A 25,730-nucleotide genomic window follows, 5' to 3' on the forward strand; every position below is an offset into this window, starting at 1 on the left:
TGAGCACCTTCCGGTCAAACCTTTTTCATTAGCATAAACTTTTCTCGCGCATCTAGCATCCAAAAAGATGTTTTAAAATAATTGCTAATACCTTTTAACCTAATGCTAATGGCCGTTTCGTATTTCACCACTCCTATTGCTGGTTCAGCATAACAATGTAGTTTTTCAAGCGCTCCTACTCTAGCCATCGGTTCAGTAAGTAACATATACCCCATCATAGATGGGCTCAAGTTAGAGTCACTATTTAATAATAATAGTAGCTCATCTAAATCCTCTATTTTGTGGTCAGTTGGCATTACCCAACAACCTGATAAAGGGAGTCGCCTTAACTTTTCAAATAACTGATTTTCATTACTATACAAACAGCACCAATCTATATTTGAATTAAGCTCAGGCTGATGCATAACACCACCTGCAAAGTTAGATGGAAAATGCGCTTTCAAAATGTCAGGCTCACTATCTACTGCCTGTAAATCATCTTCATAACCATCAATGTGTATTATTAAATCAAATATCAAATCACAGTATTTGCCGTCAATAATTCCTGGTCGCTTAAGCTTATTTTGCTGAGCGCCTTGAAGGCTAAGTTCAGGAAGCTTTTTTCCGGCTACAGTAGAATAATCTCTAATAAACCAAGAAAAAGATGTGAACCGTACATTTGTCCCTAGCGCTTCATTAAGCTTTCTTTGGTAGCTATGAAGCATGCCCCAAACAGCAGTTAAAGATGGAACACCTGAGCAGTAAGGGTTCGATAACGCTTGTGCATCAAACACGCGTATACCGCTTAAATGTAGATAACGATAATGTTCATCATCTTCTTCAATCAGTTCGTTTTTTTGATTTGTAAGATTAATAAGTAGCCATTGTAAAGCTGCTTTCAAAGGGCTCATTAATTTAGGGTGGAAAGCATACCTTTGTGTCATGCTCACACTGCCAAGCATTTCATTTAGTAACCTAAATAAAGGAATCGTTAGCGAAGAGAGTTCATCGTCGGGCAGCGATAGTATTTTATACTCTAGTTGGTCTGAAGTACTCTCAAGTTCTTCTAAGTCACCTCCATTCTCAATAAAATCTAATCGCCACTCAAATACAGGTGAAAACCACTCTAAAAGCGTACTTCTTACTTCTTTAATGCTCTTAACTTTTTGTTGTCTACGCTGTTTAAGAGCCAGCGCATTATTACTAAATATAATACCTTCTAAAGCTTTAATTAATTCCGGCTTTAATAGTGCCTCAACATTAAATACTGTTTGCCCATTCTTTAATTTAAATTGCCGTGAATTACTTAAACCATGATATTTAGTTCGTATATCAGGAGGGTAGTTGAGCACATTGACAACCCCACCTAAGGAGGCAGCTAACATACTGACAGAAGCTGGACGGGTAAACTCTAGTTTGGTAAATCGAGCTTGTTTTTCAATTGCCGCCTGTTGAATTTTTGATTGAACAACATGGCTAATTACAGGCGTAACAGCCACATAACCATCATAATAAGGTATTCTTACTTGGCGAGAATAGCGGTCAATTGAGTCAGGAATGACTTCTTCGTATAACTCCCCCTTAACTGTTCCACATAAACTTTTATAGGCCTTAACGGATAACCCTAGAGAGGTAAATGCGGCTTTCCAGTTATTCGAGTACGTAGCCAATGCTTGTGCCAAACAACAATCTTCATCTTCCCATTTAAAGTAACTAATAAATAGTTTAGCCACATTCACTTTAGCTGAGTCATGTGACCAGCCATAGGCTTTATGATAGTTAGCACTACTCAAAACATAAGAGTGCAGTAGTGGAGGCTCAACAGCTAAATTTTGCTTACTTACTCTAATATCAGGGTACTTTAAATTATGAGTATGAAACCACGCTATTTCCTTAATACATTTATTAATATGATCTTCACTTTTTAAAGCCTGTTTTGCTAATTGCTTATCCAGCAAGTCATCAACTTGGTTTTTTCGGTAAGTCAGGTTTAACAAAATAATCAGAGCTGTGGCTTCGCTGCCTGTTATATCAATCATTGCCGTATAAGGGCTAAAAGCACGACGTAACAACCTATCTCGCTCAGTGATGTCTGTAATTTCTAACAGTTCTTTTAAATGCATATACTCACCATGCCGACAAATACATTCTAGCTTTATCATTTCCAAAACTAGTTTTGTACTCTATTACTTGCCTTAAAAAAAATACGCCCTTGTAAGGGTTGATTCGCTGGTTCATTTTATGACGAAATGCCGTTTGCAATATACCATCCTGATACAATCTATAAACCTGCTCTACTGAAGTGCCTAACAAAGTTGCAGCCTCCAATACACTTACTAATAAATCGGCTGCGTTTGGTTTTTTAGCTTTAGGATTACTCTCAACCAAAGTAACTAAATAATCTAATAGAGCCCTATAAATAAAGTGAAGTTCCCTCTGCTTTTGATTAGGGCACGACAAAATAGCATCACCAAAAATAAACTTAAACTCAGTCTTATTAAACAGATCTATTAGCTTCATTTCTGCATTTTCACTTAACTCATCAAGCTCCTTGTAAAAGACTGTGGGCCACTTATCAAAATAACCCACAACCTCGTCTAAACAAAAGCTATCAGTTTGAGAATACCGCTCCTGATACCAAAGAAGCGCAGCAAAGCGTTCTGTAAGCGTGGTATTGTTAAATAGCGGGTTACTATCGTTGCGCTCACCTTTATCCAGTAATTTATTTAAATGCTCAATACTTAACGTATTTACAGGCGAGGTACTAGCGCAAGAAAGCTCAAAACCGCATGAACAATGAGTAATTGACTCATTCTCGATATAGTTAATTGGAGCGCAGCATTCTGGGCAGTTATGTAGCAAAGCACACTGATGTTTAGTGCACGCATTTACCCACTTTATGTGCCAGCTTTGTTTTATGTAAGCTTCTTCTGCAAGACATTGTGGACATACTGGAATCGAATCAATGGAATCTACTGCATGGTAACGAATAAATCTTTTTGGGATGTCTACGCCATTGTTATATATGGCGGCTGAGGTGTTGAATTTAAAATCTGACTTTAGCAAAGCCAGTTTTTGTAGCTCGTATCGAGGTAAATCTAATAATGTTTCGAGTAAGCCTAAAGCCCGCATTCTAAAGTGGCTATTGTGCTTGGCGTGGTAAACGTTGAGTCTTTTTAAATCTATCGGGAATGCGCCATGCGCCTCAAAGTCAAGCTCATGTAGTTCTTCGCGAATAGCTAAACTTAACCCTTCATACGAGTCAAAAAAATTCTCTGAAACCACCCGTAACAAGTAACTTTCCAACGACTCATCAGAAGATGCCCGAGCCTTGGGAGAAAATAGAAAAGCCATAAACGCCTTAAAACTTAGAAATCCTAAGCTAAAAGATAAAGCCATCCCATTTAATATGCAAGCCACATCATAAATAATATTATTGTATAGCTGCCCTAAATACTATTACTGACTCTTATTAGCGCTATATAGGTTTATGATTTTTCTGTTAGATTAACAGTTCTAATAAATCCTCCATTTTCAATCTCATAACTGACTTCACGCACATGATTAACTACATAACAGCTACAATTCCATCTTTCATAAGAAACTGAAATTATTTTTCCCTCAAGATAACGCTCATTTTCAGAGCCTACCGACATTAGAACTTCTACATCGTCCCCATTTCCAAGATCCTCTCTATCACACTTCATAGGATACAACTTACCATTTGGCGATAGTTGAACAAATGCTATTCGCTGTAGTTTGGATCTTGTCATTGGATAACCTTTATTATCTTTTATAGTGTTTCTCTAATTATCTTTTACTCTATTAATTTTAAAACTCTGCGCTTGATCAAATATTTCTTTATACACTTCATCGTGGCTGATGGGTGGGTATTTAAATTTAGCGAGTATTAAAATCAGCTCTACTTTAAGTGATGATTTAATATCGTCGCGGTGATTCCAATCAACAAATTTCACCTTGTCATCTACAATTACTTTTACCGCTTGGGCCAGCTCAATGAGCTTATCTTCGGGGTAATCAAAGTCGTATTTGATCGCTAACATTTTTAGGGCGTCGTAAAAGCCTTTTTCTTCAATATCAATGCCTAGCTCGTCGCCGGCGTTCATTTCGTCGCGTACGCTGTAAATCATATCAACCATACTTTCTGAAAAGTCATCAAGTACGCTACTTACCAGTACGTCATCTTCTTTTCGCTCATTGTAGCGCTGTACCAGCGACTCAAAGCGTTTAGTAAAATCGATACCTTGGGTTTGATTTACTTTTTTAAGCTCACCAATGGCTTTGGCTAGCATTTGTTGCAGTATTTTAATTTTGGTATTGGGGAGTTTTATTTTTTCTACTTTGGCGATGTAATCGTCATTAAAAATGTCGATTTCGCCGCCGTCTTCATTACCGAGTTTAAATATTTCCTCAACGCCGTCGCTTTGTAGGGCCTCGCTTATCATTTCACGCACTTTGGCGTTCATTTGCGCAGTATCGGGCGCTTCGCCTTTGGTTAGTTTGTAAATAATAGAGCGAATGGCAAGGTAAAAGTGAATGTGGTTACGCTCACTTTCGTTAATTTTTTCACTGCCACAACATACATCGTAAGCGGCTTTTAAACGCTTAACTAAATCCATAAAGCGCTTTTGCCGCTTTTCGGTAATAAGTGCAAACTCAGCGGCGTGGTTTAAACAGTTTAATTGGGCAACAGCTTCACCGGTAAAGTACGGGCTGCTGTCAAATTTATGAAATAGCTCGGCAAGTAGCGCTAAGTGGTTTTTTACTTCAATAACCGAGGCGGTTATATCTTCAAAATTGGTTTCGTCTGTTTTTGAGTACTGCGCTAAGGCTTTATTCATTTCAGATTTAATACCAATGTAATCAACCACCAAGCCTTTATCTTTGCCTTCAAACTGGCGATTAACCCGCGAAATAGTTTGTATTAAGCTGTGCTTTTGCAGTGGCTTATCTATGTACATGGTATCTAAAAATGGCACATCAAAACCGGTTAGCCACATGTCTACCACTATGGCTATTTTGAAGTTTGAATTTTTGTTTTTAAATTGCTTATCAAGCTCTTTACGTTCGTCTTTACTGCCAAGTAAATTATATAAGCGTTCAACGTCGTCTTTGCCACGCGTCATCACCATTTTTACTTTTTCAGAAGGCGCAGCAATACGGCCTTCGCTAATGGCGCGCTTTCGCTCGGTATCTGATAGTTTTTGGGCGTCATCAGTATCTACTACATCAAACCACTGTGGGCGTAGTTCTTCTAGCTCTTGATACAGCTGATAAGCAATTCCTCGCGAGCTACACACAAACATCGCCTTTCCTGCGACCGTAGAGCCTTCCTCAACGCGTTTTTCATAATGTTCAACAAAGTCCCTTGCTAAAACTTTAATACGGTCAGGATCGCCTAGAATGCTATTCATGTTAGCGGTGGCTTTTTTACTGTCTTCTATTTGCAGCTCGTTACTGCCTGCATCGGCGCATTCTTTGTAATAGGCTTCAATTTCAGCCAACTTGCTGTTGTTTAAACACACCTTGGCGGCGCGGCCTTCGTATACAATGCGCACGGTTATTTCATCTTTAACCGACTCAGTCATGGTGTAGGAGTCAACCACTTCACCAAATACATCTAAAGTAGCGTCTACTGGGGTGCCAGTAAAACCAACATAAGTGGCATTAGGCAATGAGTCATGCAGGTATTTAGCAAAACCAAAGGTCTTTTTTACCCCCTTTTCGGTAATAGTAATTTTTTGATCAAGATTAACTTGGCTACGATGCGCCTCATCAGAAATACAAATAACGTTAGTGCGATCGGTTAAAAGCGCAGTGTCTTCGGTAAATTTATGAATGGTCGTTAAAAACACACCACCACTGTTACGGCCTTCTAGTAATTCACGTAAGTGAGTACGGCTGGTAACAGTTTTTACCGTGTCGTCGCCAATGTAGGTTTTTGCATTACCAAACTGCTGCGAAAGCTGATCGTCTAAATCGGTTCGGTCGGTAATTAAAATAATGGTTGGGCTTTTAAGTTCAACGCTTTTCATCAACAAGCGTGTTAAAAATTGCATGGTGTAACTTTTACCGCAACCCGTTGCGCCAAAGTACGTACCGCCTTTACCATCACCTTGTGGCTTTAAATGCAGTTTTATATTTTCAAACAGTTTATTAGCCGCATAATATTGCGGGTAACGCGGCACAATTTTTACCTCTTTTTTGCCCGCGTTTTTATTATCAGAGTCGGGAAAAAATACAAAGTTGCGTATTACATCGCGTAAGCGTGCTTTATCAAACAAGCCCTGCAATAACGTATGTAACGAGTTAATCCCCTCTTGCGCGGTGAGCTCTTGCCCCGTTACTTTACCCCACGAGTAAAAAAACTGATAAGGCGCAAATAAGTTACCCATTTTATTGTTTACGCCATCGCTTATAACGCACAAGGTATTAAACACAAATAACTGCGGAATAGCACGACGATAGCGAATAGTTAACTGCTCAAACGCTTCAAAAATAGGAGCTTGCTCGCGTATTGCGCTTTTAAATTCAAACACCACCAATGGCAAGCCATTTACATATAAAATGCCATCGGGAATACGCAGTTCAATATTGTCGTAAGTTGTGGGGCTTTCTATTTCTAACTGGGTAACAAAGCGATAGATATTGCCATCTTGCAAGTAGGTTACGCTTGCTTCATTCACATTATCTAAAGCAGCTTGTGCTATTGCACTACCAACCGTTAAGCTACTTTTAATACCTTGCTCAACGTTGTCGTAATCAAGCAGCTGAACATACAAATCTTTTTGCGCCGCGCTGCCTGCTACCCTGCCTCGCTCGCGGCTCAATAAAAAACCATCACTTAGCCACTTACAAAAGGTTTTATTACTCTCGTATAAGTCACTATGAGGTAAATCGGTTAGTTGCTTTACAATTGAGTCTACTTCGCCGGTGGTAATATTATTTTTAGCGTAACGCTTAGTTAAAAAAGCACGGAGGTCTTCTTTTATTAATACGTCGCTGTTACTACGGGTGAGCTCACCGCCTAATAAATGCGGGTAACCTTGCTCGCCTAATAGCTCAACCACCGCTTGTTCTAATTTGGCTTCAGTAAATTTCATCAAACATCCTTATTCTTTTTATTTTGGCCTTTAAACGCACTGATCAGGTTATTAATCTACTATTTCTTCATCAGTGGCTACATCAGGTATTTGTAATTCGCCAGAGATGAGTTTGGGTAGTAACGTGTCACGGAGTTTGGTTAACTCGTTAATTTGACGGCTATTGAGAACTATTTTTTCACTAATACTAATTAATTGAGAATTTAAATGGTTTAGTGCTTTGCTTTTAGGTACTAAAACCCACTGTTCAGAAACAGTTTTTCTGCTGAGCTCTGTTTGGCCTGTACTCCCATGACCAAGAGCTTCTATTTTGTCTTCAATTGATAACATCATCTGTGCAAATGAGTACACCGGATATATTTCACTATCGGCTCTTACAACTGTCACATGGGAGTCAACAACAGTTACTTCATTTAAGTACTTTACTTGAGCCATTCTTCCAAGTGTACCAACACCTGTTGAGTTAATAAGTAAATCACCAACATTGAGTTCTCTACCAGTAATTTTGCGTAACTCGGTATTATTTCTCCGACACGGAGTGAAGTTAACCTCATGATTACGGATGCACTTTTGATTTATTACCTGAACACCACCTTCTTCTATATATTTAGGTGAAATGCCACGTCTTAATTCAGTCGTAATTTCTGAAAGCTGATTCACTTCCCAACCCTTTGGTATCCAGCCTAGTTGTTCGTTGTGTTCGAACTCATTGGGGAAGTGAGCGTGGGTGTTGGCGTGTTGGACTAATATTTTAGGGTTGCCGTTAAAGTTTGCTTTAACAGGTGTTTCAGCGGCTTTTTCTGATACTTGCACTGCTGCTTGAGTTGCTTCTTTTGTTGGTAGCTGTGCTTGTAACTCGTGAGCGAGCGCACTGAGTGATGCTTTGTATTCTGTAGCATTTTTTAAACTGTCCAGTACCGCTAAGCGGCGCTGTGCTTTTTGTTTTAACTCGTCAGGCAGACTAGTTTCAAGGTTGTCTAAGTTAAAATCAACGCTGGCAAGTAGGTTGTCGAATACAGGATCAAAATCAACAAACCAGCTTTTAAATAACGCCTGCGCCATCTGTTCTAAAGTTTGGTTTGTTTTTTGGTTTAGCTCGATTTTTTCGTTTATGGTAATAAGTGACGATGATATTTTCTTCTGCGTTTTCTTATCAGGGCAGTAGAATGGATAATGAGAGATAGCCTCAAATGTAATTTGTGGAAAAGTCCCTGACCGAGACTCTGCAATTCTCTGAAATTCAGCTAAAGTTTCTGTACTTGTTAATTGAAGATAAAAGTAGTCACTGTCCATTAACTCATGATTTAACACTAAAATCATGAACTTAGTAGATACCACAAAATCATCTGCTATCTCAAAATTAACTCTTGCATAACGGCCATTGCCAGGTCTTATTTCTGAAAAAAGTATATCCCCGTTTAAAATTGCTTTCTTCGCTTGGCCAGGTAAACCAGCTACATTACTATAATTTTGATGTAAAAAAGCCCCCTTTGAAACATCACCAGTATTTACAAAAATGGCTTTTTCTTTCTTTTTTAAAGGGAAAGGTCTAGATATATTATTGGATATTTCATCCAACCTAACTTTGGGGTACTTATTTGTCATAACCCAGTGCCTCCAAATTTTTACGGATAGCTTTATCAAGCTCTTCCGCTTGATTCATTTGGCTGTACAGGGTTTGGCTAAGCTCGCTCATTTTAGTTTCGAAGGGAATGCCATCGTCTACAATATCGGCAGCGCCTACATAGCGCCCTGGGGTAAGTACGTAGTCGTTTGCTTTTATATCGGCAAGGGTGGCTGATTTACAGTAACCGGCGATATCTGCATATTCCTGTTCTTGCTCTTTATTTGCGCTTTCTCGCTCAGTACTTTCAATGGCAAGCTCTTCGCCGCGCCAAATATGGTAAGTTTCGGTTATTTTAGCTATGTCGTCGTTGGTGAGTTCTTTTAAAGTGCGGTTAACCATAGAGCCCATTTCGCGAGCGTCTATAAATAGCGTTTCGCCTTGGCGGTCGCGGCGTTTTAGTAGGCCTTTTTCGTTATTACCGCGTTTGTCTTTACTTATAAACCATAAACACACCGGAATTTGCGTGGTGTAAAACAGCTGCCCGGGTAGGGCTATCATACAATCGACTAAATCGTTTTCGATTATTTTTTGGCGAATATCGCCCTCGCCACTGGTGTTTGAACTCATTGAACCATTGGCCAATACAAAGCCTGCGGTGCCATGCTCGCTCAGTTTTGAGATCATATGCATGATCCACGCATAGTTGGCATTACCTGTAGGCGGTGTTGGGTAACCTGCCCAACGAGCATCGTCAACTAGTTCGTTATCGGCGCGCCACTGTTTTTGGTTAAACGGTGGGTTTGCCATAATGTAATCAGCTTTTAGGTCGGGGTGTTGGTCTTTAAAAAAGGTATCGCCCGCTACATCGCCTAAGTTGCCCGAAATACCGCGCACGGCTAGGTTCATTTTAGCCAGTTTATAGGTGGTGTTGGTGTACTCTTGCCCATAAATAGATATGTTTTTTTGATTACCGTTATGGCTATTAATAAACTTAAGCGATTGCACAAACATACCGCCCGAGCCACAACATGGGTCGTAAATTTTGCCTTCAAATGGTTCAATCATATCGGCTATTAGGGTAACAATTGATTTTGGCGTATAGAACTCGCCCCCACCTTTACCTTCAGATGCGGCAAACTTACCTAAAAAGTATTCGTACACACGGCCAACTAAGTCTTCTTCTGTTTTTTCGTTTTGGTTGGCAATAGTGTCGATATTATTAATGGTATCGATAAGCGCTGAAAGCTTACTAGCATCAAGCCCTAAACGAGAAAAGTAGTTATCGGGCAATGCGCCCGCGAGTGATTTATTGTTTTTTTCAACCGCGTGCAGTGCGGTATCTATTTTTACAGCAATATCGCCTTGCTTAGCGTTGATTTGAATAGTCGACCAGCGTGCGTCTTCTGGGAGGTAAAACACGTTATCCATCGCGTAAAAGTCGACCATGTCGATGTATTCATCACCGTACTCAGCAACGATAGCCTTTTTACGCACTTCAAATTTATCACTAATAAATTTAAGAAAGATTAAGCTTAAAACAATGTGCTTATATTCGGCTGATTCAACACTTCCGCGCAGTTTATTGGCGGCGTCCCAAAGGGATTCTTCAAACCCGACTTGTGTTTTTTTTGCGGCTTTTTTAGTAGCAGGCTTTTTTGATGCAGCGTCCATGTGGTCTCTCTTTGCAAGAATATCAATATAAATTATTGGCTTATCATACCGCAAAGGTCGTGGTTTTTTGAGTGTTAATTAGTAATAAATTGGTATTAAAAAAAGAGATATAAAATAATTTTTAAAAAGGTATGTTTGTTAAAAAACGACTACTGTAAATCAGGCATATATTTACGCCCGATTATACGTGTATTTTACTGTTTTAATTCTAATAATTGAATGAGCTTACGCTTACCTTCGTCATCAAGCTTTTCGATTAAACACGCCAGTGTTGCGCTTTCTTCTGACTCACAAAAAAAATAATTTACGGGAACATTTAGCTCGGTCGCTAGATTTTTGAGTGTTGCAAGATCGGGCATATGACGACCTGTTTCGTAATGGTTCATTCTGCCACTGGCAGAACTTGGGTCCATCCCCATTTTAATACCTAACTCTTTTTGGCTTATTTTCATTCGCTTTCGAGCCTCTTTAAGACGCTCTGTAAAAAAGGATTTAACCTGCACCGTTGCTTCATCTTGGTAACTCTTACATTTAAATGATTGTCTAGTTTTTACATGAGCATGTATACTTAGGAATCCTAAGTTTATGGTGAGTGGTAAAGTTTAGCAATGAGTAAGAAAGCGAATATGAATGTATTTTTACATTTTCTTTTGGTAATCAAACAGATGGATAACTTCACTGTAACAGAAGCTAAAGACGCTTTATTACATGAACAATCTGCGTTTACTGATGCAGTAGAAACCCGAAAGTTTATATACCGTCAATTAACTCGTAATGTTGAAAAAGGACTATTAAAGCGAACCAATAAATTAAACAATGGAGTTAAAGAAGTTATTTACTCAAAAACGGAGTTATTTTTAAATTTAGAAATTGTGCCTAATTCTAGAGGAAGTAGAGCAAAAAAAATTTATACTTCTAACAGTAACTCTACTAACACCACAGCTGAAAATCTTGGAATTACTGAGTACCAAGAAGAGCTTAAAAAAGACTTACTAACATATGAAATTGATTTAAGTACTTTGCTTGAAGAAGCTAAAGAGTACAAACGCCTTAAAGCACGTTACCCCAAACTACATGAACAATTACAACTACACCACAATCAGGCTAAGGAAAAATCGATTAAATTACTTGGCAAAATAAATGCTTTGCAGACTTTACTGGGTAATAAAATAACAGAAAAACAGTCATGTTAAGGGCTTGGCAAACAGCCTGCTTATCGGCAGTTAAAAAACATTACTCTCAAAACCATAAACACTTTTTTTGTTTAGCTACACCTGGGGCTGGTAAAAGCGTGTTGGCGGCAGAAGTTACTGCTTATTTATTTGATACAAAGCAAATAGACTTTGTGATTTGTTTTTCACCCTCTAGTGAGGTTGCAAATGGCATTAGAAAGACGTTTGCTAAACGTTTAAATTGTAATTTTGACGGTGTTATTGGCTCAGTTGGTTGCTCGTATACTTATCAAAACATGCGCTTTTTTAGTGACGACTACTGGAAACTATTAAAGAACAACCGCGTGTTAGTGGTGTTTGATGAAATACACCATTGCGCTGGTTCAAGCATTGAGGATGCTAATGTATGGGGGCAAGGTATTGTTAAAAACATTCAACAGCAAGCTGCTTTCACGTTAGCTTTAACAGGCACACCTTGGCGCTCTGACCTTCTCCCTATTGCATTAGCAACTTATAGCGACCCTGATAATAAAATTCAATGCAATTACACTTACTCGCTGCAACAGGCGGTAAATGATGGCGTTTGCCGTAACCCTAAAATTGTTTTAATTGATAATGAAGAAATTTCGGTAACAACCACGAAACAGGAAACTAAAACCTATAACTCATTAAAGTCTTTGCTAAAAGATCCATCGATTTCCTACCAAGATCTAATTAAGCACGAAGCTGTAATCAATTACATTGTTGCTCAAGGAGTAAGTAAGCTCGCCACTATTAGGCTGCAAAACAGCAATGCAGCAGGGCTAATTGTGGCCTCTTCTGTTGAACATGCAGAGCAAATAGTGACTGTACTAACCAACCTTTTTCATCAATCAGCAACCATAGTTACTTACAAAGAAAGTGATGCTGGCGATAGAATCAGCCATTTTCGCTTTAGCAACACGCAATGGATTGTAAGCGTTGGCATGGTGTCGGAAGGTACTGACATACCAAGGCTACAGGTATGCTGCCATTTAAGCAGAGTTAAAACCGAGCTTTATTTTAGGCAGGTACTTGGCCGTATATTAAGAGTAAACAGTTCCCCCAACCAAGAAGCTTGGCTATTCACCCTAGCCGAAGAAACACTAAGCACTTTTGCAAATAGAATTGACCAAGAGCTACCTGACACTTGTGTACTGATAAGAAATAACGCCATAGCGAATGAATATTTTGGAACAGAGACTCATAAAAAGACAAGCTCCACTAGGCCCGATAGTCAGCCGATTGCTGAAATTGATGATTTATTATTTTCATGGGGATCAAACGAATCAAGTCAGCTGCAAATTGAACCTAAAGAAGCAAGCTATTTACAGGCCTTTGGCGGATTTAGAGAGCGGGTAATAGAGACGTTTTTAGTAAGTTAATTTCAAGTAATTCAATCAGTTCAGAGAGCTTTAATTATTAGGCTTAGGTTTCATCTGGCAGGCCCCTATGAGCGATAACCAGTCATTGAGATTAGCTAAATATAATAGTTAATTGGTTGGTCAAACTGCTCTTTGCTCATATATTCATGGAAATGAGCGGCAAGCGCATATTGTTCTATTTAACTTTACTTTAAAGTGGTAGAAAACTTAGAGATAGTAATACCTTAGGTTATTTGTTAAAACTATATAATGTAGAAAAATGAGCGTTAAGTCTGCAAAAATATGCGCGATGAGCGCACTATTAAATTGTTAACTGAAAAGGAAAGTTAGTGCGAATTTTAAATTACTGGCTGATTAAGCAAGCGCATTTAGTTTGGATAGCTTCAATAATTAATATTGGGTTGGGTATTATCATTCCTGACTTCGACTTTTTTTCTAAAAGTATTAGCCATGTTGCGCTGGAAGCTCCTGTGTTCGCTTTTACTCATCGGGCAGCAGACATCATTATTGGCTTGTCGATGTGTGGATTTGCTTTTGGTATACATCAAACTTCGCAAAGTCGTTTTTCTGCGGCTACATTGTCGGCTTTTTTACTTGGTATAAGTATGATAAGTGCGGGTATTTGGACACTAGAAACTCCACTTCATCTTTTGTACAATTTATCGATTTTTATGATAATTGTGCCAATGGCCTTTGCCTTAGAATTTAAAAATATTGTTAAATCAGGCCTGTTTGAAAGCTTTTCTGTAGGGGTAACTGTATTGCACGTTTTTATGTTTTGGCTTATTTACGCAGGATTTATACCGCAGGAACTTAACGGTTTAATTCAACGCTTATGGGCAGTCCCAACAATGGGTTGGTTTGGTGTTGCAGCTCACATGCTAATTTTGCATCAATTTTCAGTTAACAAGTCAATCCAGCCGACCGCTCACGCGTCGGCTGATTGAGGCGTTAAGTGCACTAAGGGAAAGTATGAAGCTACATGATGTATTTCAAAAACAATCAATTACTAATAAATTTGATTGCAACATAGAATTCGAACAATTGGGTATCGAAAGTGTATTAACAATAGCAGAAAAAGACCCAAATATTCTTTTTGAAATTGGCGCTCAAGCTTGGATGTTATTTGTTGAATCTGGGGCTAAAGTAAATCCACAAAAATTAGCATCTGATTTTGATCAGAGAAATCCTCTAATTTATCAAAAAGTAGAAAAAGTCATTAAACGTAAAGTTATACAAGATTTGTCTTTCTCGTACGCTTTACTTGATGATCCGAAGGTTCATTCACGAGGTTGTATTCAGCTTTTACTTTGTAGAATGTACCCTAACGATTTATTTATTGCGGACGTTGCTTTTTATAATCCTTATAAACCTGTTGTATCTAAAGATAAAAAATATGATTTACACCACTTTAGATCACTTAACCTTTTTGGTATCCATTTGGACCAAATTAAGCAGTATTGTCGTGCAAACAAAATTTCAAGAATCACATTAACCACTTCATCAAATGAGCAAATCCCTTACTTTGAATCGCATGGCTTTAAAATTGAGAATAATACATTTGCTAAGTCTGCTTTTGAACATGGGTGGAGTGTACCAATGTATTTAACGTGCACTTAACAAGTGCCTAAACCAAAGGACGCAAAACAGCAGGCTTGCGCTCCTTCGTCGCTAATTTTAGCCTGCTATTTCGCGCCGGTTAGGCAAGCGTTACCACTGTCTGCAATTGGCACATATGCGACTGTCAGGCTTAATAAAATCACCACTACACTGGTACTTGAAGTTAAGACTTTCCCGTTTGAATCTCCTTAATCAACCTTAGGCTAGTACAGCTTACTTTACTATTGTAAACGTTCGGCCTGTAAGCATATCTTCTGGATCTAATGCATTTGGGTTGTATGATGAGCTTTTAATTACCTCATAAATAACAATATCTTTAGCATCTTGTTCAAAAGGGTTTTTTAACTTTTGTTTTTCTTTATCATTAAAAAAATCAAACTTGTCATAAGCTGCAATAAAATGTTTATTTTCAAGATACTCGTTACAACTCAATGCTAATTTTAAAGCCTCCAACAGTAGATGTTTAAGAGCTCGATTCTCACCTCGACATGCAGCAAACAACGCTATTGTGGTATTTTTACTTTCAAGCTTAGGAGGCTCATCAAATGGCATTTTCTTAGCTAGCCCCATTAAATATTGACGAAAGTACTTCTTGCTGTCATTTTTTAAGCTAAAGTATTCAAGTTTTCTTTTTCTAACTAAGCGAGAAGCCCATTGTGGTTCTTCAGCTATTGTTGCAGCCCAAGGCATACCAACCAGTACTATTGGCACTTTGGCTTCTTCACTAATAAACTTTAACCCATTTGCGATTTGTTGCCGCTCTTGTATGCTTTTAAACTCTATTAACTCCTGAAACTCATTAATGATGAGTAACTCAACTTGAGCTTTAATTAAGCTTTCTACAAGCTTTTTAGTAAGATCTGTTTTGTAGCCTCGCTTTTGAATTTGACTACTTCCAAATAGCTCCAGATCTGCCAGCATTTGAATTAAAGTAGCATCTAAGCCTTTTCCCCTAGATATACGACTTATTAAGACTGGCATAGTATTTCGGCTATAATCCTGTGTAGCTAGAACTCTTTTTTTGTAGTGATTAATGGTATGGCTTTTTCCTACGCCTGTATCACCAATTAATAGCATACACTGCTGGTCTGACTGAAATATACGGTTTAATCTCAGCTCATCAAAGTCATTAAAAATTGTTTTGATTTGAGTGTGCATAACAATGCAATCGCTAAAGTTGCGCAACTGTTCGATCTGTAATTCTGTTAAGGCATTCATTCAAATGCCTCTAAGTCATCATCCCAATCATCAAAAATATCGTTGCTTATATTTTTTTGCACAGGGGCTGCACTTTTTTCAGAAACCTTAATAGTGCCCGTTCCTGTGTTGCTTACATCAGCTATTTGAGCTTGCTTTTTGACAGTTGTAATTTTTGCTTTAGTTTTTGATTCAATGAAAGCTTCTTGCTCTTGTTTTACTCGCTCATGAATAGCCATGCGTGCTTTAGCTAAGCCCAAACTATCTTTAGACTCCCGTATGATTTCCCTGTTAATTTTTTTTATTATTTTATGTTCATAGATACTTAACCCGTCCGTATAACCGGTAGGGTCTGTACACGGTACTTCTAGGTAGCTTTCCAGCTCTTCTAAGTAAACATAAATTTTTGAAATATCATCAGGATCAACTTTAATAAGTTTTTTTATAGTTTCTTTTGTTTGTGGATAATGTTTACGGTAATCAGCCAAAGCTGTTGAGTCATACATTAACTCTTGATATTTAATACCATTTCTCGTTAACGTTCTTGAGTCTGAGATGCGCATTAACATATCAAAGCGCGCTTCATCTTCTTCACTCATAGTTAAAGGGGGATATGCATCAAATCCTTGTTGCCAACGTTTAATTGGGATTCGAGTTTCACGTGAATTACTATCTTGATGATATACATCCACGATCCAGCGGTGAAATTCTTCAACAAAAGTTGAGAAGCGCATAATTGCATCTTTCTCAGGTTTATATTCTTCTTTTTCTAAAATATTTGAAAATGTCTTTCCTGGTAATTCAGGTAAAAAACACTCATTAATCACCCCAAAAAAACGCTCTATAAAGGGTTTTAACCAAGGCTTGCGTACAGGGTTATATTGGATATTTACTCCTGCTGACTGACAAGCATGCTCTAGGTTTTTAGACCAAAACTCAGCACCATTATCTACAACTAAATTTTCAAATTTACCAAAGCAAGGCCAATCATTTTGTAGTTCTATATTCAGAGCATCAAGAGACTTTGGTTTAATCGCATGAGTAATAGCCTTAGCCGCAGATACGTACGAAGGAGATTTATAGCTAAGATGAAAACCAAGAACACAGCCACTAAATACATCAATAAGTAATGTTAGGTAAGGTCTTCCTATAGGGATAAGTAACTCATCATCAAGTAGGATTAAATCAAGTGGTGTATGATCAATCTCTACACGCTCTAATATTCTTGTAGGGGGTACGTGCGCAGCGCAGTAAGCAAACCATTGATCTGCTTTAAATTTACCATGCCTTGCGACCGCTACTGCATATGGGGGTATTGCTTTGATTCTTTTATTAAAGGCATTGTAGGATATTATTGGAATCTTGCCTTCAACAATACTCTCATTTTCAATAACAATAAGGTCTTTATAGTACTGATATGCAGTTGCTACAGTAGGTCTTTTAGCATCTAAAAATCGTTCTAATGCTTTATCAAAAAACTTATCATCCCCTTCTATACGGCTGGTTCTGTTTCCCATTTTATGGTTTTTATCAGCAAGGGAGGCAATATCACCGTTGCTTTCGATGTATTTTTTACGCCAACGAGCAACAGTCCGCCAATTTGGCCGAACTTCGTCACTCCCTTTAAAAAGCTCATCTAAAATAGGATCTAAATTTCGTTGGGTCCACCCACGTGAAAGTTTTTTATCTATAGAACTAATTAGCTTATACCTTTGTAGCGCTTGGTTTTTAAAGGTATCTGGAAAGGTATCCAAATCACGCTTGATTAAGTTGGCATCATCTAATTTGACATATTGTTTGGGTGTTTGTGGCTTTAATGGAATTAGTGACCCATCAAACTCATTAAAAAAGTCAGTCATAGTCTAGCCCATAAAGTTGGATTATTAGTTAAATTATCATGCCCTAGGTCAGCTTCTATCAACCCTTTATGCATTAGCCCAAAGACGAAGGAGCGTGTTTCACCAATAGGTAAACCAACCTGAGAGCTTATATCATTTAGCTTAATTGCCCCTGACTTATGAATGAAACTGAGCAACTCATTTTGAATACTACTTATACCGTAAACACCTGAATATCGGTGTAATAATTTTAAGTTGTTTAATATTGGGTTTACCCTAATTTGTCTATCAGTCACTAAAACAAGGTCTATTCCCATTTTTAATGATGCAGCCCTTTTGGCAGCAAACTTTGCTCTAAATAATGGAGAAGTGATTTTTGAGTAGGGTTTATATTCGTGGTATTTTTGAGTTTTATCTGTATATGAAATAAGTGTATCTGGTGTGTAAGGCAAGGTTTTACCCATAAACTCATATTTAAAGCCTTCAGGCTGACTTCCAAAGCTCTCTATCAAGTCGTTATATTCATGATGAAAACATACATCAAACTCTAATGTACTTTCACACATAATTACATTACTAACTTTAGTGCTAGCAAATTTGAATACATTTTTATTCGGAGAAGGCTTTCTTAAGTTACGTATATACATGAGTAAAATAACCATTTTCATTAATTTAGTACACATACTATACAAATAAAAACAACTATGTCACTCTATGGCTTAATAAAATTACAATAAATTGATTATACTCAATTTAATTTTTAAACTTTATTTTTAAAGAAGGTTTTATGTCAAAGTATGATTGTATTATGTCAAAGTATGGTTGTATTATGCCAAGCTATGGTTGCAGCGACAAAGTTCTAGGGATATAACGCCGATTTGTTTTGATGCTTAAACCATTGCCGCTTTTACATAGACATCAAAACGGTTCTTTTTGGTTTTGATCTGCATACTTGGGGTTTTTTCGTTTAAGAATGGGGCGTAATCGGGGCGCTTTACAACGACACGCTTACTGGCAAGTGGATAGGCAAAATCAAGTAGGTCGTCAGCGTCGTTGTCTGCACCAACAAGCTCTTGGAATACGCGCATTTCTTTTTTAACTAATGCTGATTTTTCGCGATGCGGGAACATGGGATCTAAATAAACAACATCAGGCATGCTTTCGCATTGAGAGAGCAAAGTATGGCTTGAGCCAAATATTAGGCTCATGTTTTCTTTCATCCACAAACCAATTTCAATATCGCTATAGGCTCGCTTTAAACCATCGTATAAAAGTGCAGCTACAACCGGGTGACGTTCATGTAATATAACTTTGCACCCTAGCGAGGCAAGTACAAAACCATCTCGCCCTAAGCCTGCGGTAGCATCAAGTACAACAGGTGTTGCACCTTTGTTTAAGCCAACCGCTTTAGCTATAGCTTGCCCTTTACCACCGCCAAACTTACGCCTATGGGCGGCAGCACCGGTTACAAAATCAACATTAATTGCGCCTAGTTTAGGCTCGTCGGTTTTAAATAGGCTTAACCCTTTATCGTCGTAATGTAAGCTAAAGCCACTGCAATTTTGCGCCCATTGGGCTAAACCAAAGCGTGTTTCTAATTCATTTAAATAAGGGCGTAACTCTTTAAAAGCACACTGAATAACCACAATAAACTCCGACGATAAAATACGCCTGTAGTATATCAACCGCTTTACTTTAAAGCACTAAAATAGCTCTATATCACTATGATGATTCGTATTGACCTTTGCGGCTTCCGCTTTAGTACGTAAATTGGATATAAGTTCATTGCGGCTTTCGGCAACTTGTTTAAGCTGATATTTGATAAAGGCTAAATCACTATTAGCCGATACAAATAACTGCATTGTTTGATCCAATTGAGATATATATAAAGTGAGATCCGCAGGATTTGCTTGTGTTTGTTGTAGCTTAATAGCGCAGTCAAGTTCATGTAGCTGCTCTATAAACTCTTTAGTACTTTTGTTTTGCTCTACATTTTGAGTAGTTAACTGCTTAACAATATCTTGAAGGGCTGTACTTATTTGAGCTGCCTGCTCATAACTGCTTTCGCTTCTTTCCATGGTAACAACCTTCTCGTTGGTTACTTCTAATATATGCGGGAACAGATCTTTGTAGCGCCCATACAAAGCATCGTTATCAACTGGCATATTTTTTATCAAAAGGGACACTTTGGGGTAATTAATAATAGTGCTGCTACCAATATCAACAAATCGTTGAGCATTTCGATGTTGCTCAAGCAGCTCTTGCTCTAACGGGCAAACACCACTTTGCTGGCTGTAAAAAATACCTTTTCCTTGATACCAAAACACCACCACAACATCTAAATTTAAAGGAGCAAAAAAGGTAAAAAAGTATTCACTCAACGATTGAAAGTTATTAGCGTGATAACTTTGTCCAACGTAGCGCATTATACGCCCCATATCGCCTGACTCTGTCATTGCCATTTCAGCTGTTTTATTCGCTTTTACTATATCCAATTTTAGTTTTGCGCATTTTTGCCTATATTCGTAAAGTACCTTTATTCGCGCTATTAACTCTTCTGCATTAAAAGGTTTTGTAATGTAATCAGATGCGCCGACGCTATAACCTTTTACCCGATCGCTTAGCTCTATTTTAGATGAGAGAAACATAACGGGAATATCCTGAGTATTTTGACTTTGCTTTATTGTTTTACATACGTCATAACCTGACATACCTGGCATTTCAATATCTAGTAAAATAATATCTGGGTTGTATTTATTGGTTAGCCTTAATCCTTCATCGCCATCTTTTGCATGAATTATTTTACAAAACCCTGCTAAAGACTCTTCAATTATATGATGAACGTACTTGTCGTCATCAATTGCCAATACCAACTTTGCCATGCCTTAGTCCATTTTATTAGGTGTGCTAAAAGCATAGTACGGTAGGATGAAATTACTAAAAATTATTAGATAATAATTTTAAAATAATAAAAAAGCGCCATATAGGCGCTTTAATTTGGTTTGTGCTAAATATTAATTTTTAAACAGCAATACCGCTATGGCGTAGTAACGCGTCGACATTTGGCTCACGACCACGGAACTTTTTAAATAATTCCATTGGCTCTTCGCTACCGCCTTTTTCTAAAATATTTTGCATGAAGGCTTGCCCTGTTTCAGCGTTAAAAATACCTTCTTCTTCAAATTTAGAAAATGCATCAGCAGAAAGTACTTCAGCCCATTTATACGAGTAGTAACCTGCACTATAACCACCGGCAAAAATATGGCTAAAACCATTTTGAAAACGGTTAAACTCAGGCGGTTTAACGATTGATGTGCGGCTACGTACATCGTTTAGTACTGCTTGAATTTGGCATTGCTCACCCACTTTGTAATCGTTATGGATTTTAAAATCAAATAACGAAAACTCAATTTGACGTAGCATTTGTACGCCTGAGTTATAGTTTTTAGCAGCAAGTAACTTATCAAGTAACTCTTTAGGTAACGGCTCACCCGTTTCATAATGACCTGAAATAAAGCTCAGGGCTTCTTCGTCATAACACCAATTTTCTAAAAACTGACTAGGAAGCTCTACCGCATCCCACGCTACACCATTAATGCCAGCCACTGGCGCGGCATCAACTTGTGTAAGCATGTGGTGAATACCATGACCAAACTCATGAAATAAAGTAGTTACTTCGTCATGAGTAAACAGCGCCGGTTTATCGCCAACCGCCTTATTAAAGTTACACACTAAATAAGCCACTGGAGTTTGTAGTTCGCCGTTAGCGCGTACTTTACGACCCATACAGTCGTCCATCCACGCGCCGCCACGTTTGTGGTCGCGTGCATATAAATCGAGATAAAAACGTCCGCGTAGAGTATTGCTACTATCTACAATTTCAAAAAAACGTACATCTTTGTGATAAGTATCAAAGTCAGTAACTTCTTTTACGCTAATACTAAATAAGCGATTAACGGTTTCGAATAAGCCGCTAAGCACTTTATTTGCTGGGAAGTAAGGACGTAGTACTTCGTCTGAAATTGCATACTTTTCTTGCTTAAGCTTTTCGCTGTAGTAACCAAAATCCCATGCTTCTAATTCAGAAATACCGTGTTTTTGCTCAGCATACGCTTTTAGCTCGGCCACTTCTTGCTCTGCTTGTGGTTTTGATTTAGCTGCTAGGTCTTCTAAAAATGAGAATACTTGTTCTGGTGTTTCGGCCATTTTAGTCGCGAGTGACTTTTCAGCGTAGCTGTTAAACCCTAGTAACTGTGCAAGTTCATGACGAAGCGCAAGCTCCTCACTCATAATGTCAGAGTTATCAAACTCACCGGCGTTAGGGCCTTGATCTGATGCGCGCGTAGAAAACGCGGTGTAAGTTTCTTTGCGTAATTCGCGGTTATCTGCGTAAGCCATTATTGGTAAATATGATGGAAAATCGAGTGTAAATAACCAACCCTCTAATTCTTTACTTTTTGCTGTATCAGCTGCAAGTGCAAGAGCCGATTCTGGCAAGCCTGCTAAATCACTCTCATCAGTAATATGCTTGTGCCAAGCAAGTGTGGCATCCATTACGTTGTTACCAAATTTTGAGGCAAGTTCTGATAAACGCGCGCTAATTTCGCCGTAGCGTTTTTGCTGCTCTGCCGCCAGAGCAATACCCGATAATTTAAAATCGCGTAGCGCATTAGTAATTGTTTTTTGTTGTGCTGTAGTCAGCGTTTTAAATTCGTCACTGTTATAAAGCGTATTATACGCGTTGTATAAACCTTGGTGCTGACCTACAAATGTTGAATATTCAGATATTAACGGTAAGCACTGCTCGTAAGCTTCACGTAATTCGTCGTTATTCATTACTGAATTTAAATGCGATACAGGGGAGAACATGCGCGATAATTTATCGTCGGCTTCTTCAAGGGGTAATACTAAGTCATCCCACGTATACGAGCCTTTAGCTAGCACGTCATCAATGGCTTTACGACAAAGCTCAATACCGTCTTTTAGTGCTGGTACTACGTACTCAGGCTTTATTTTTGAAAATGGTGGTAAGCCTTCAAGGCCAATTAGTGGGTTGCTCATAAATACTCTCTTTGCGTTAATGCATTACGTTTTAAATTGGGTCTAAAAGTAAAAAAACAACTCAGCCGCTTTTAAGTTGTTTAATTTTAATATGGTTGCTCCAGAGCAAAACACAAATAACCCATTAATGAGTCGGCCACCTTATAACGTTCTAACACCATATCAACTAAATTATTACTGCATACTTGTTTTTTAGTAAGTGGGCTCATGGCTATAAAGTCTTTTCGTTTGAGCTCATCTATTAAGGGATGCTCTTTTTCAAAACCTCTTGGTGGGCGTTTTAGCGACTCTCCTGACATTTCAAAAATAGATTTAAATTGCTCATCATAAATTGCTTTTTTATAGCTATTTGGGTTTTCATCTATGCAGGTTCTAATTGCATTAAGCGCCTTTGATTCTGGTCGCCAAATACCAGCACCTACAAAACATTCGTCATTTGCTAAGTGAAAGTAAAAACCAGGGGCGTGTACGTCTTTTCCCATAAAATGGCGAAATTGAATTCCTACATTAATTTTATATGGGGTTTTATCTTTACTAAAACGCGCGTCTTTATGGATTCTCATTAAACTACCGCCCACTTTTTTATCTGATGCGACAAAATGGCTAGAAACCTCAGCAAGTGGTGCTTGCATTTGCCTAATGAAATCTAAAGCGGGCTCTCTTACGTATTCCTCATACTGTGATTTATGGTCGTTAAACCAGTCTCTATTATTGTTTTTATCAAGCTGAGCAAGAAATTCGAATGTTTTTTTACTAAACATAGGTCACCTAAACACTCTTTATTTTTAAAACTTAATGTTATGCTAATGCGCATAAAACTCAACGCCTAAGGACATAAAATGACACAACACTTTGATTATATTGCAATCGGTGGTGGCAGTGGTGGTATTGCCTCTGCAAATAGAGCGGCAATGCGTGGCGCTAAAGTAGCACTTATAGAAGCAAAACACATGGGCGGCACGTGTGTAAACGTGGGCTGTGTACCTAAAAAAGTAATGTGGCACGGTGCTCAGGTTGCTGAAGCAATTAATTTATATGCCCCAGATTACGGCTTTAATGTTGAAGTAAAAGGCTTTGATTGGAGCAAACTAGTAGAAAGCCGTGAAGCCTACATTGGCCGAATTCATAAAGGTTATGACAGTGGCCTTGCTAGCAATGGCGTTACTGTAATTAAAGGCTTTGCTAAATTTGTAGATAATAAAACAGTTGAAGTAAACGGCGAGCACTACACAGCCGATCATATATTAATTGCAGTAGGCGGCCGCCCAAGCATTCCGCATATTGAAGGCGCTGAACACGGTATCGATTCAAATGGCTTCTTTGAGCTAAAAGAGCAACCTAAGCGCGTTGCAGTTATTGGCGCAGGCTACATAGCCGTTGAGCTTGCTGGTGTATTACATGGTTTAGGTACTGAAACACATTTATTTGTACGTAAGCATGCCCCACTTCGTAGTTTTGACCCATATATTGTAGATACGCTTGTTGAAGTAATGGCTGCCGAAGGCCCTACTTTACATACTCACTCTGTACCAAATAAATTGGTTAAAGAAGATGATGGCTCTGTAACACTGCATTTAGATAACGGCAAAACTCATAATGTTGACCAAGTAATTTGGGCCATTGGCCGCCAGCCAACAACAGACGCAATTAATGTCGCTGCTGCCGGCGTAGAAGTTAACAGCGATGGTTTTGTAAAAGTTGATGAGTATCAAAATACCACAGCTAAAAATGTATACGCGGTTGGCGATATCATCGAAAATGGTATTGAACTTACACCGGTAGCAGTAAAAGCAGGGCGTACTTTATCTGAGCGTTTATTTAATAAAGAACTACCTGATGATTTAAAAATGGATTACAGCTTAGTTCCTACTGTTGTATTTAGTCATCCACCTATTGGTACTATTGGTTTAACTGAGCAAGAAGCTATTTCTCAGTACGGCGAAGAAAACGTTAAAATTTATCAATCTGGTTTTACGGCTATGTACACAGCGGTAACTAAACATCGCCAGCCTTGTAAAATGAAACTTGTATGTGCCGGCCCTGACGAAAAAGTAGTTGGCCTACATGGTATTGGTTTTGCGGTTGATGAAATGATTCAAGGTTTTGCCGTTGCCATGAAAATGGGCGCTACTAAAGCTGATTTTGATGCCGTTGTTGCGATTCATCCGACAGGCTCGGAAGAATTTGTAACGATGCGCTAAGCTCTAAGCTCTAAGCGCTCAATTATAAAAAGCCCTTACTAAGTAATTAGTAAGGGCTTTTTAATGCTTGTTATATTTTGCACAACAAACCACTTAAAACGTCACATTAAAAACATCCATTCAACATTAAATAAATATCTAAGCCATTATTTTAACAGCAAAAATTTTAGACCGATAAAAATATTAAAAGTTTAAATTTTGTTTTGGCTTTAAGGCATTTTTACAATTAGAATCTCGCGCATTTATAGTTTCTCTTGGTTATTTATGTTTTTACTGCGATCTTTTATTTATTTATTATGCCTAGCGGGTGTTGCTCATTTAATTCAACTTGAAGGGTTTGAATTAAAACAGTATGCACTTTACAGTGAAGAAACTCTTACCGAACATATGCAAGATGTTTTAACTTTTTTAAGTTGTATTTTATTTTTTTATGCTTCGCGAATTAACTTTCAACTCAAAATACCAGCTGTATTACTAGCTGCGTTATCGGCAATGATGTTTGTGAGAGAGTTTGATACCTACCTCGACTTATACTTTTTTGATGGCGCTTGGCAAAGTATCGTCTATTCAATTTTAGCTGGCGTGTTTGTTTATTTAATAACAAACAAAGGAAGTATTTTTAACGCTTTAAAAGCCTATAGCTTCACTCCTAGTTATGGAATTTGCTTATCAGGCATGGTTACTTTACTCGCATTTTCGCGAATGATGGGCAAAGGCGCATTTTGGCATTCAGTAATGGGTGATGACTATGTACGTGCGGTAAAAAACATTGTTGAAGAAGGTATAGAAACGCTTGGCTATACTTTGATTTTTATTTCAGCCATTGAGCTTGTACTCATATGCCGAAAAAGAATGGCTAAAAATCACAAACATTGCACTGATGAAGTAACTCAATAG

20 protein-coding genes are annotated in these 25,730 nt (G+C 38.2%); 6 read left to right on the forward strand and 14 right to left on the reverse strand.

All coding sequences use genetic code 11. From position 1 onward, the window contains the following. Nucleotides 1-14 precede the first annotated feature (14 nt). From AAEY68_RS04110 to AAEY68_RS04140, 7 genes are all read right to left on the reverse strand, one after another. Nucleotides 15-2,102: a type I-F CRISPR-associated protein Csy2 gene (locus AAEY68_RS04110; protein ID WP_350585543.1), complete on the reverse strand. Its 2,088-nt coding sequence runs from the start codon at nucleotides 2,100-2,102 to the stop codon at nucleotides 15-17. A 4-nt stretch (nucleotides 2,103-2,106) separates the two neighbouring features. Beyond that, complete coding sequence (locus tag AAEY68_RS04115) at nucleotides 2,107-3,333, reverse strand: TniQ family protein (protein ID WP_350585544.1); 1,227 nt, start codon at nucleotides 3,331-3,333, stop codon at nucleotides 2,107-2,109. Nucleotides 3,334-3,467: 134 nt separating this feature from the next. After that, on the reverse strand, nucleotides 3,468-3,752 hold the full coding sequence (locus AAEY68_RS04120) for a hypothetical protein (RefSeq protein ID WP_350585545.1): 285 nt from the start codon (nucleotides 3,750-3,752) through the stop codon (nucleotides 3,468-3,470). Nucleotides 3,753-3,785: 33 nt separating this feature from the next. After that, nucleotides 3,786-7,103: a type I restriction endonuclease subunit R gene (locus tag AAEY68_RS04125; protein WP_350585546.1), complete on the reverse strand. Its 3,318-nt coding sequence runs from the start codon at nucleotides 7,101-7,103 to the stop codon at nucleotides 3,786-3,788. Nucleotides 7,104-7,154: 51 nt separating this feature from the next. Beyond that, complete coding sequence (locus AAEY68_RS04130) at nucleotides 7,155-8,708, reverse strand: restriction endonuclease subunit S (protein WP_350585547.1); 1,554 nt, start codon at nucleotides 8,706-8,708, stop codon at nucleotides 7,155-7,157. Next, on the reverse strand, nucleotides 8,698-10,341 hold the full coding sequence (locus tag AAEY68_RS04135) for a type I restriction-modification system subunit M (protein ID WP_350585548.1): 1,644 nt from the start codon (nucleotides 10,339-10,341) through the stop codon (nucleotides 8,698-8,700). The genes AAEY68_RS04130 and AAEY68_RS04135 overlap by 11 nt, the downstream gene beginning before the upstream one ends. Before the next feature lie 194 nt (nucleotides 10,342-10,535). Beyond that, nucleotides 10,536-10,844 (reverse strand): helix-turn-helix domain-containing protein, encoded by a 309-nt coding sequence (locus AAEY68_RS04140; protein ID WP_350585549.1) that lies wholly within the window; start codon nucleotides 10,842-10,844, stop codon nucleotides 10,536-10,538. Nucleotides 10,845-10,949: 105 nt separating this feature from the next. On the opposite strand from AAEY68_RS04140, the gene AAEY68_RS04145 reads away from it, so the two are divergent. From AAEY68_RS04145 to AAEY68_RS04160, 4 genes are all read left to right on the forward strand, one after another. After that, the gene (locus AAEY68_RS04145; protein ID WP_350585550.1) at nucleotides 10,950-11,534 is read left to right on the forward strand and encodes a VspR family transcription factor; all 585 of its coding nucleotides are present in this window, start codon (nucleotides 10,950-10,952) and stop codon (nucleotides 11,532-11,534) included. Beyond that, on the forward strand, nucleotides 11,528-12,916 hold the full coding sequence (locus tag AAEY68_RS04150; RefSeq protein ID WP_350585551.1) for a DEAD/DEAH box helicase: 1,389 nt from the start codon (nucleotides 11,528-11,530) through the stop codon (nucleotides 12,914-12,916). The genes AAEY68_RS04145 and AAEY68_RS04150 overlap by 7 nt, the downstream gene beginning before the upstream one ends. A gap of 329 nt (nucleotides 12,917-13,245) precedes the next feature. After that, complete coding sequence (locus AAEY68_RS04155) at nucleotides 13,246-13,863, forward strand: DUF998 domain-containing protein (RefSeq protein ID WP_350585552.1); 618 nt, start codon at nucleotides 13,246-13,248, stop codon at nucleotides 13,861-13,863. Nucleotides 13,864-13,888: 25 nt separating this feature from the next. Further along, nucleotides 13,889-14,536: a hypothetical protein gene (locus AAEY68_RS04160; RefSeq protein ID WP_350585553.1), complete on the forward strand. Its 648-nt coding sequence runs from the start codon at nucleotides 13,889-13,891 to the stop codon at nucleotides 14,534-14,536. A gap of 213 nt (nucleotides 14,537-14,749) precedes the next feature. Here the strand turns inward: AAEY68_RS04160 and AAEY68_RS04165 are convergent, their stop codons facing one another. The 7 genes from AAEY68_RS04165 to AAEY68_RS04195 all read right to left on the reverse strand — a co-directional run bounded on the left by AAEY68_RS04165 (nucleotide 14,750) and on the right by AAEY68_RS04195 (nucleotide 23,393). Next, on the reverse strand, nucleotides 14,750-15,754 hold the full coding sequence (locus tag AAEY68_RS04165) for a TniB family NTP-binding protein (RefSeq protein ID WP_350585554.1): 1,005 nt from the start codon (nucleotides 15,752-15,754) through the stop codon (nucleotides 14,750-14,752). Further along, nucleotides 15,751-17,592: a TnsB C-terminal domain-containing protein gene (locus AAEY68_RS04170; RefSeq protein ID WP_350585555.1), complete on the reverse strand. Its 1,842-nt coding sequence runs from the start codon at nucleotides 17,590-17,592 to the stop codon at nucleotides 15,751-15,753. The genes AAEY68_RS04165 and AAEY68_RS04170 overlap by 4 nt, the downstream gene beginning before the upstream one ends. Continuing rightward, the gene (locus AAEY68_RS04175) at nucleotides 17,589-18,239 is read right to left on the reverse strand and encodes a TnsA endonuclease N-terminal domain-containing protein (protein WP_350585557.1); all 651 of its coding nucleotides are present in this window, start codon (nucleotides 18,237-18,239) and stop codon (nucleotides 17,589-17,591) included. The genes AAEY68_RS04170 and AAEY68_RS04175 overlap by 4 nt, the downstream gene beginning before the upstream one ends. 222 nt (nucleotides 18,240-18,461) lie before the next feature. Next, nucleotides 18,462-19,217 (reverse strand): class I SAM-dependent methyltransferase, encoded by a 756-nt coding sequence (locus tag AAEY68_RS04180; RefSeq protein WP_010554084.1) that lies wholly within the window; start codon nucleotides 19,215-19,217, stop codon nucleotides 18,462-18,464. 57 nt (nucleotides 19,218-19,274) lie between these two features. After that, nucleotides 19,275-20,453 (reverse strand): response regulator transcription factor, encoded by a 1,179-nt coding sequence (locus AAEY68_RS04185; protein WP_007586368.1) that lies wholly within the window; start codon nucleotides 20,451-20,453, stop codon nucleotides 19,275-19,277. A 139-nt stretch (nucleotides 20,454-20,592) separates the two neighbouring features. Beyond that, a complete protein-coding gene (prlC, locus tag AAEY68_RS04190; protein WP_024594476.1) occupies nucleotides 20,593-22,632 on the reverse strand; it encodes an oligopeptidase A in 2,040 nt (679 codons plus the stop codon). Between the two features lie 86 nt (nucleotides 22,633-22,718). Further along, a complete protein-coding gene (locus AAEY68_RS04195) occupies nucleotides 22,719-23,393 on the reverse strand; it encodes a DUF2461 domain-containing protein (RefSeq protein ID WP_024594475.1) in 675 nt (224 codons plus the stop codon). A gap of 78 nt (nucleotides 23,394-23,471) precedes the next feature. Between AAEY68_RS04195 and gorA the strand changes: the two genes are divergently transcribed. Beyond that, complete coding sequence (gene gorA / locus AAEY68_RS04200) at nucleotides 23,472-24,833, forward strand: glutathione-disulfide reductase (RefSeq protein WP_024594474.1); 1,362 nt, start codon at nucleotides 23,472-23,474, stop codon at nucleotides 24,831-24,833. A gap of 264 nt (nucleotides 24,834-25,097) precedes the next feature. Beyond that, nucleotides 25,098-25,730, forward strand: a complete 633-nt coding sequence (locus AAEY68_RS04205; RefSeq protein ID WP_024594473.1) for a hypothetical protein — start codon at nucleotides 25,098-25,100, stop codon at nucleotides 25,728-25,730.

This window comes from Pseudoalteromonas sp. RB2-MNA-CIBAN-0110, assembly GCF_040309305.1.
Lineage (GTDB): Bacteria > Pseudomonadota > Gammaproteobacteria > Enterobacterales > Alteromonadaceae > Pseudoalteromonas > Pseudoalteromonas arctica.

Bases quoted from the DNA above. Each gene is read 5' to 3' on its own strand.
- AAEY68_RS04205 (WP_024594473.1), top strand. From the start codon at position 25,098: ATGTTTTTACTGCGATCTTTTATTTATTTATTATGCCTAGCGGGTGTT.
- AAEY68_RS04160 (WP_350585553.1), top strand. From the start codon at position 13,889: ATGAAGCTACATGATGTATTTCAAAAACAATCAATTACTAATAAATTT.
- prlC (WP_024594476.1), bottom strand. From the start codon at position 22,632: ATGAGCAACCCACTAATTGGCCTTGAAGGCTTACCACCATTTTCAAAA.
- AAEY68_RS04135 (WP_350585548.1), bottom strand. From the start codon at position 10,341: ATGGACGCTGCATCAAAAAAGCCTGCTACTAAAAAAGCCGCAAAAAAA.
- AAEY68_RS04145 (WP_350585550.1), top strand. From the start codon at position 10,950: ATGAGTAAGAAAGCGAATATGAATGTATTTTTACATTTTCTTTTGGTA.
- AAEY68_RS04165 (WP_350585554.1), bottom strand. From the start codon at position 15,754: ATGAATGCCTTAACAGAATTACAGATCGAACAGTTGCGCAACTTTAGC.
- AAEY68_RS04195 (WP_024594475.1), bottom strand. From the start codon at position 23,393: ATGTTTAGTAAAAAAACATTCGAATTTCTTGCTCAGCTTGATAAAAAC.
- AAEY68_RS04110 (WP_350585543.1), bottom strand. From the start codon at position 2,102: ATGCATTTAAAAGAACTGTTAGAAATTACAGACATCACTGAGCGAGAT.
- AAEY68_RS04120 (WP_350585545.1), bottom strand. From the start codon at position 3,752: ATGACAAGATCCAAACTACAGCGAATAGCATTTGTTCAACTATCGCCA.
- AAEY68_RS04130 (WP_350585547.1), bottom strand. From the start codon at position 8,708: ATGACAAATAAGTACCCCAAAGTTAGGTTGGATGAAATATCCAATAAT.
- AAEY68_RS04115 (WP_350585544.1), bottom strand. From the start codon at position 3,333: ATGGCTTTTCTATTTTCTCCCAAGGCTCGGGCATCTTCTGATGAGTCG.
- AAEY68_RS04125 (WP_350585546.1), bottom strand. From the start codon at position 7,103: ATGAAATTTACTGAAGCCAAATTAGAACAAGCGGTGGTTGAGCTATTA.
- AAEY68_RS04170 (WP_350585555.1), bottom strand. From the start codon at position 17,592: ATGACTGACTTTTTTAATGAGTTTGATGGGTCACTAATTCCATTAAAG.
- AAEY68_RS04150 (WP_350585551.1), top strand. From the start codon at position 11,528: ATGTTAAGGGCTTGGCAAACAGCCTGCTTATCGGCAGTTAAAAAACAT.
- AAEY68_RS04185 (WP_007586368.1), bottom strand. From the start codon at position 20,453: ATGGCAAAGTTGGTATTGGCAATTGATGACGACAAGTACGTTCATCAT.
- AAEY68_RS04175 (WP_350585557.1), bottom strand. From the start codon at position 18,239: ATGAAAATGGTTATTTTACTCATGTATATACGTAACTTAAGAAAGCCT.
- gorA (WP_024594474.1), top strand. From the start codon at position 23,472: ATGACACAACACTTTGATTATATTGCAATCGGTGGTGGCAGTGGTGGT.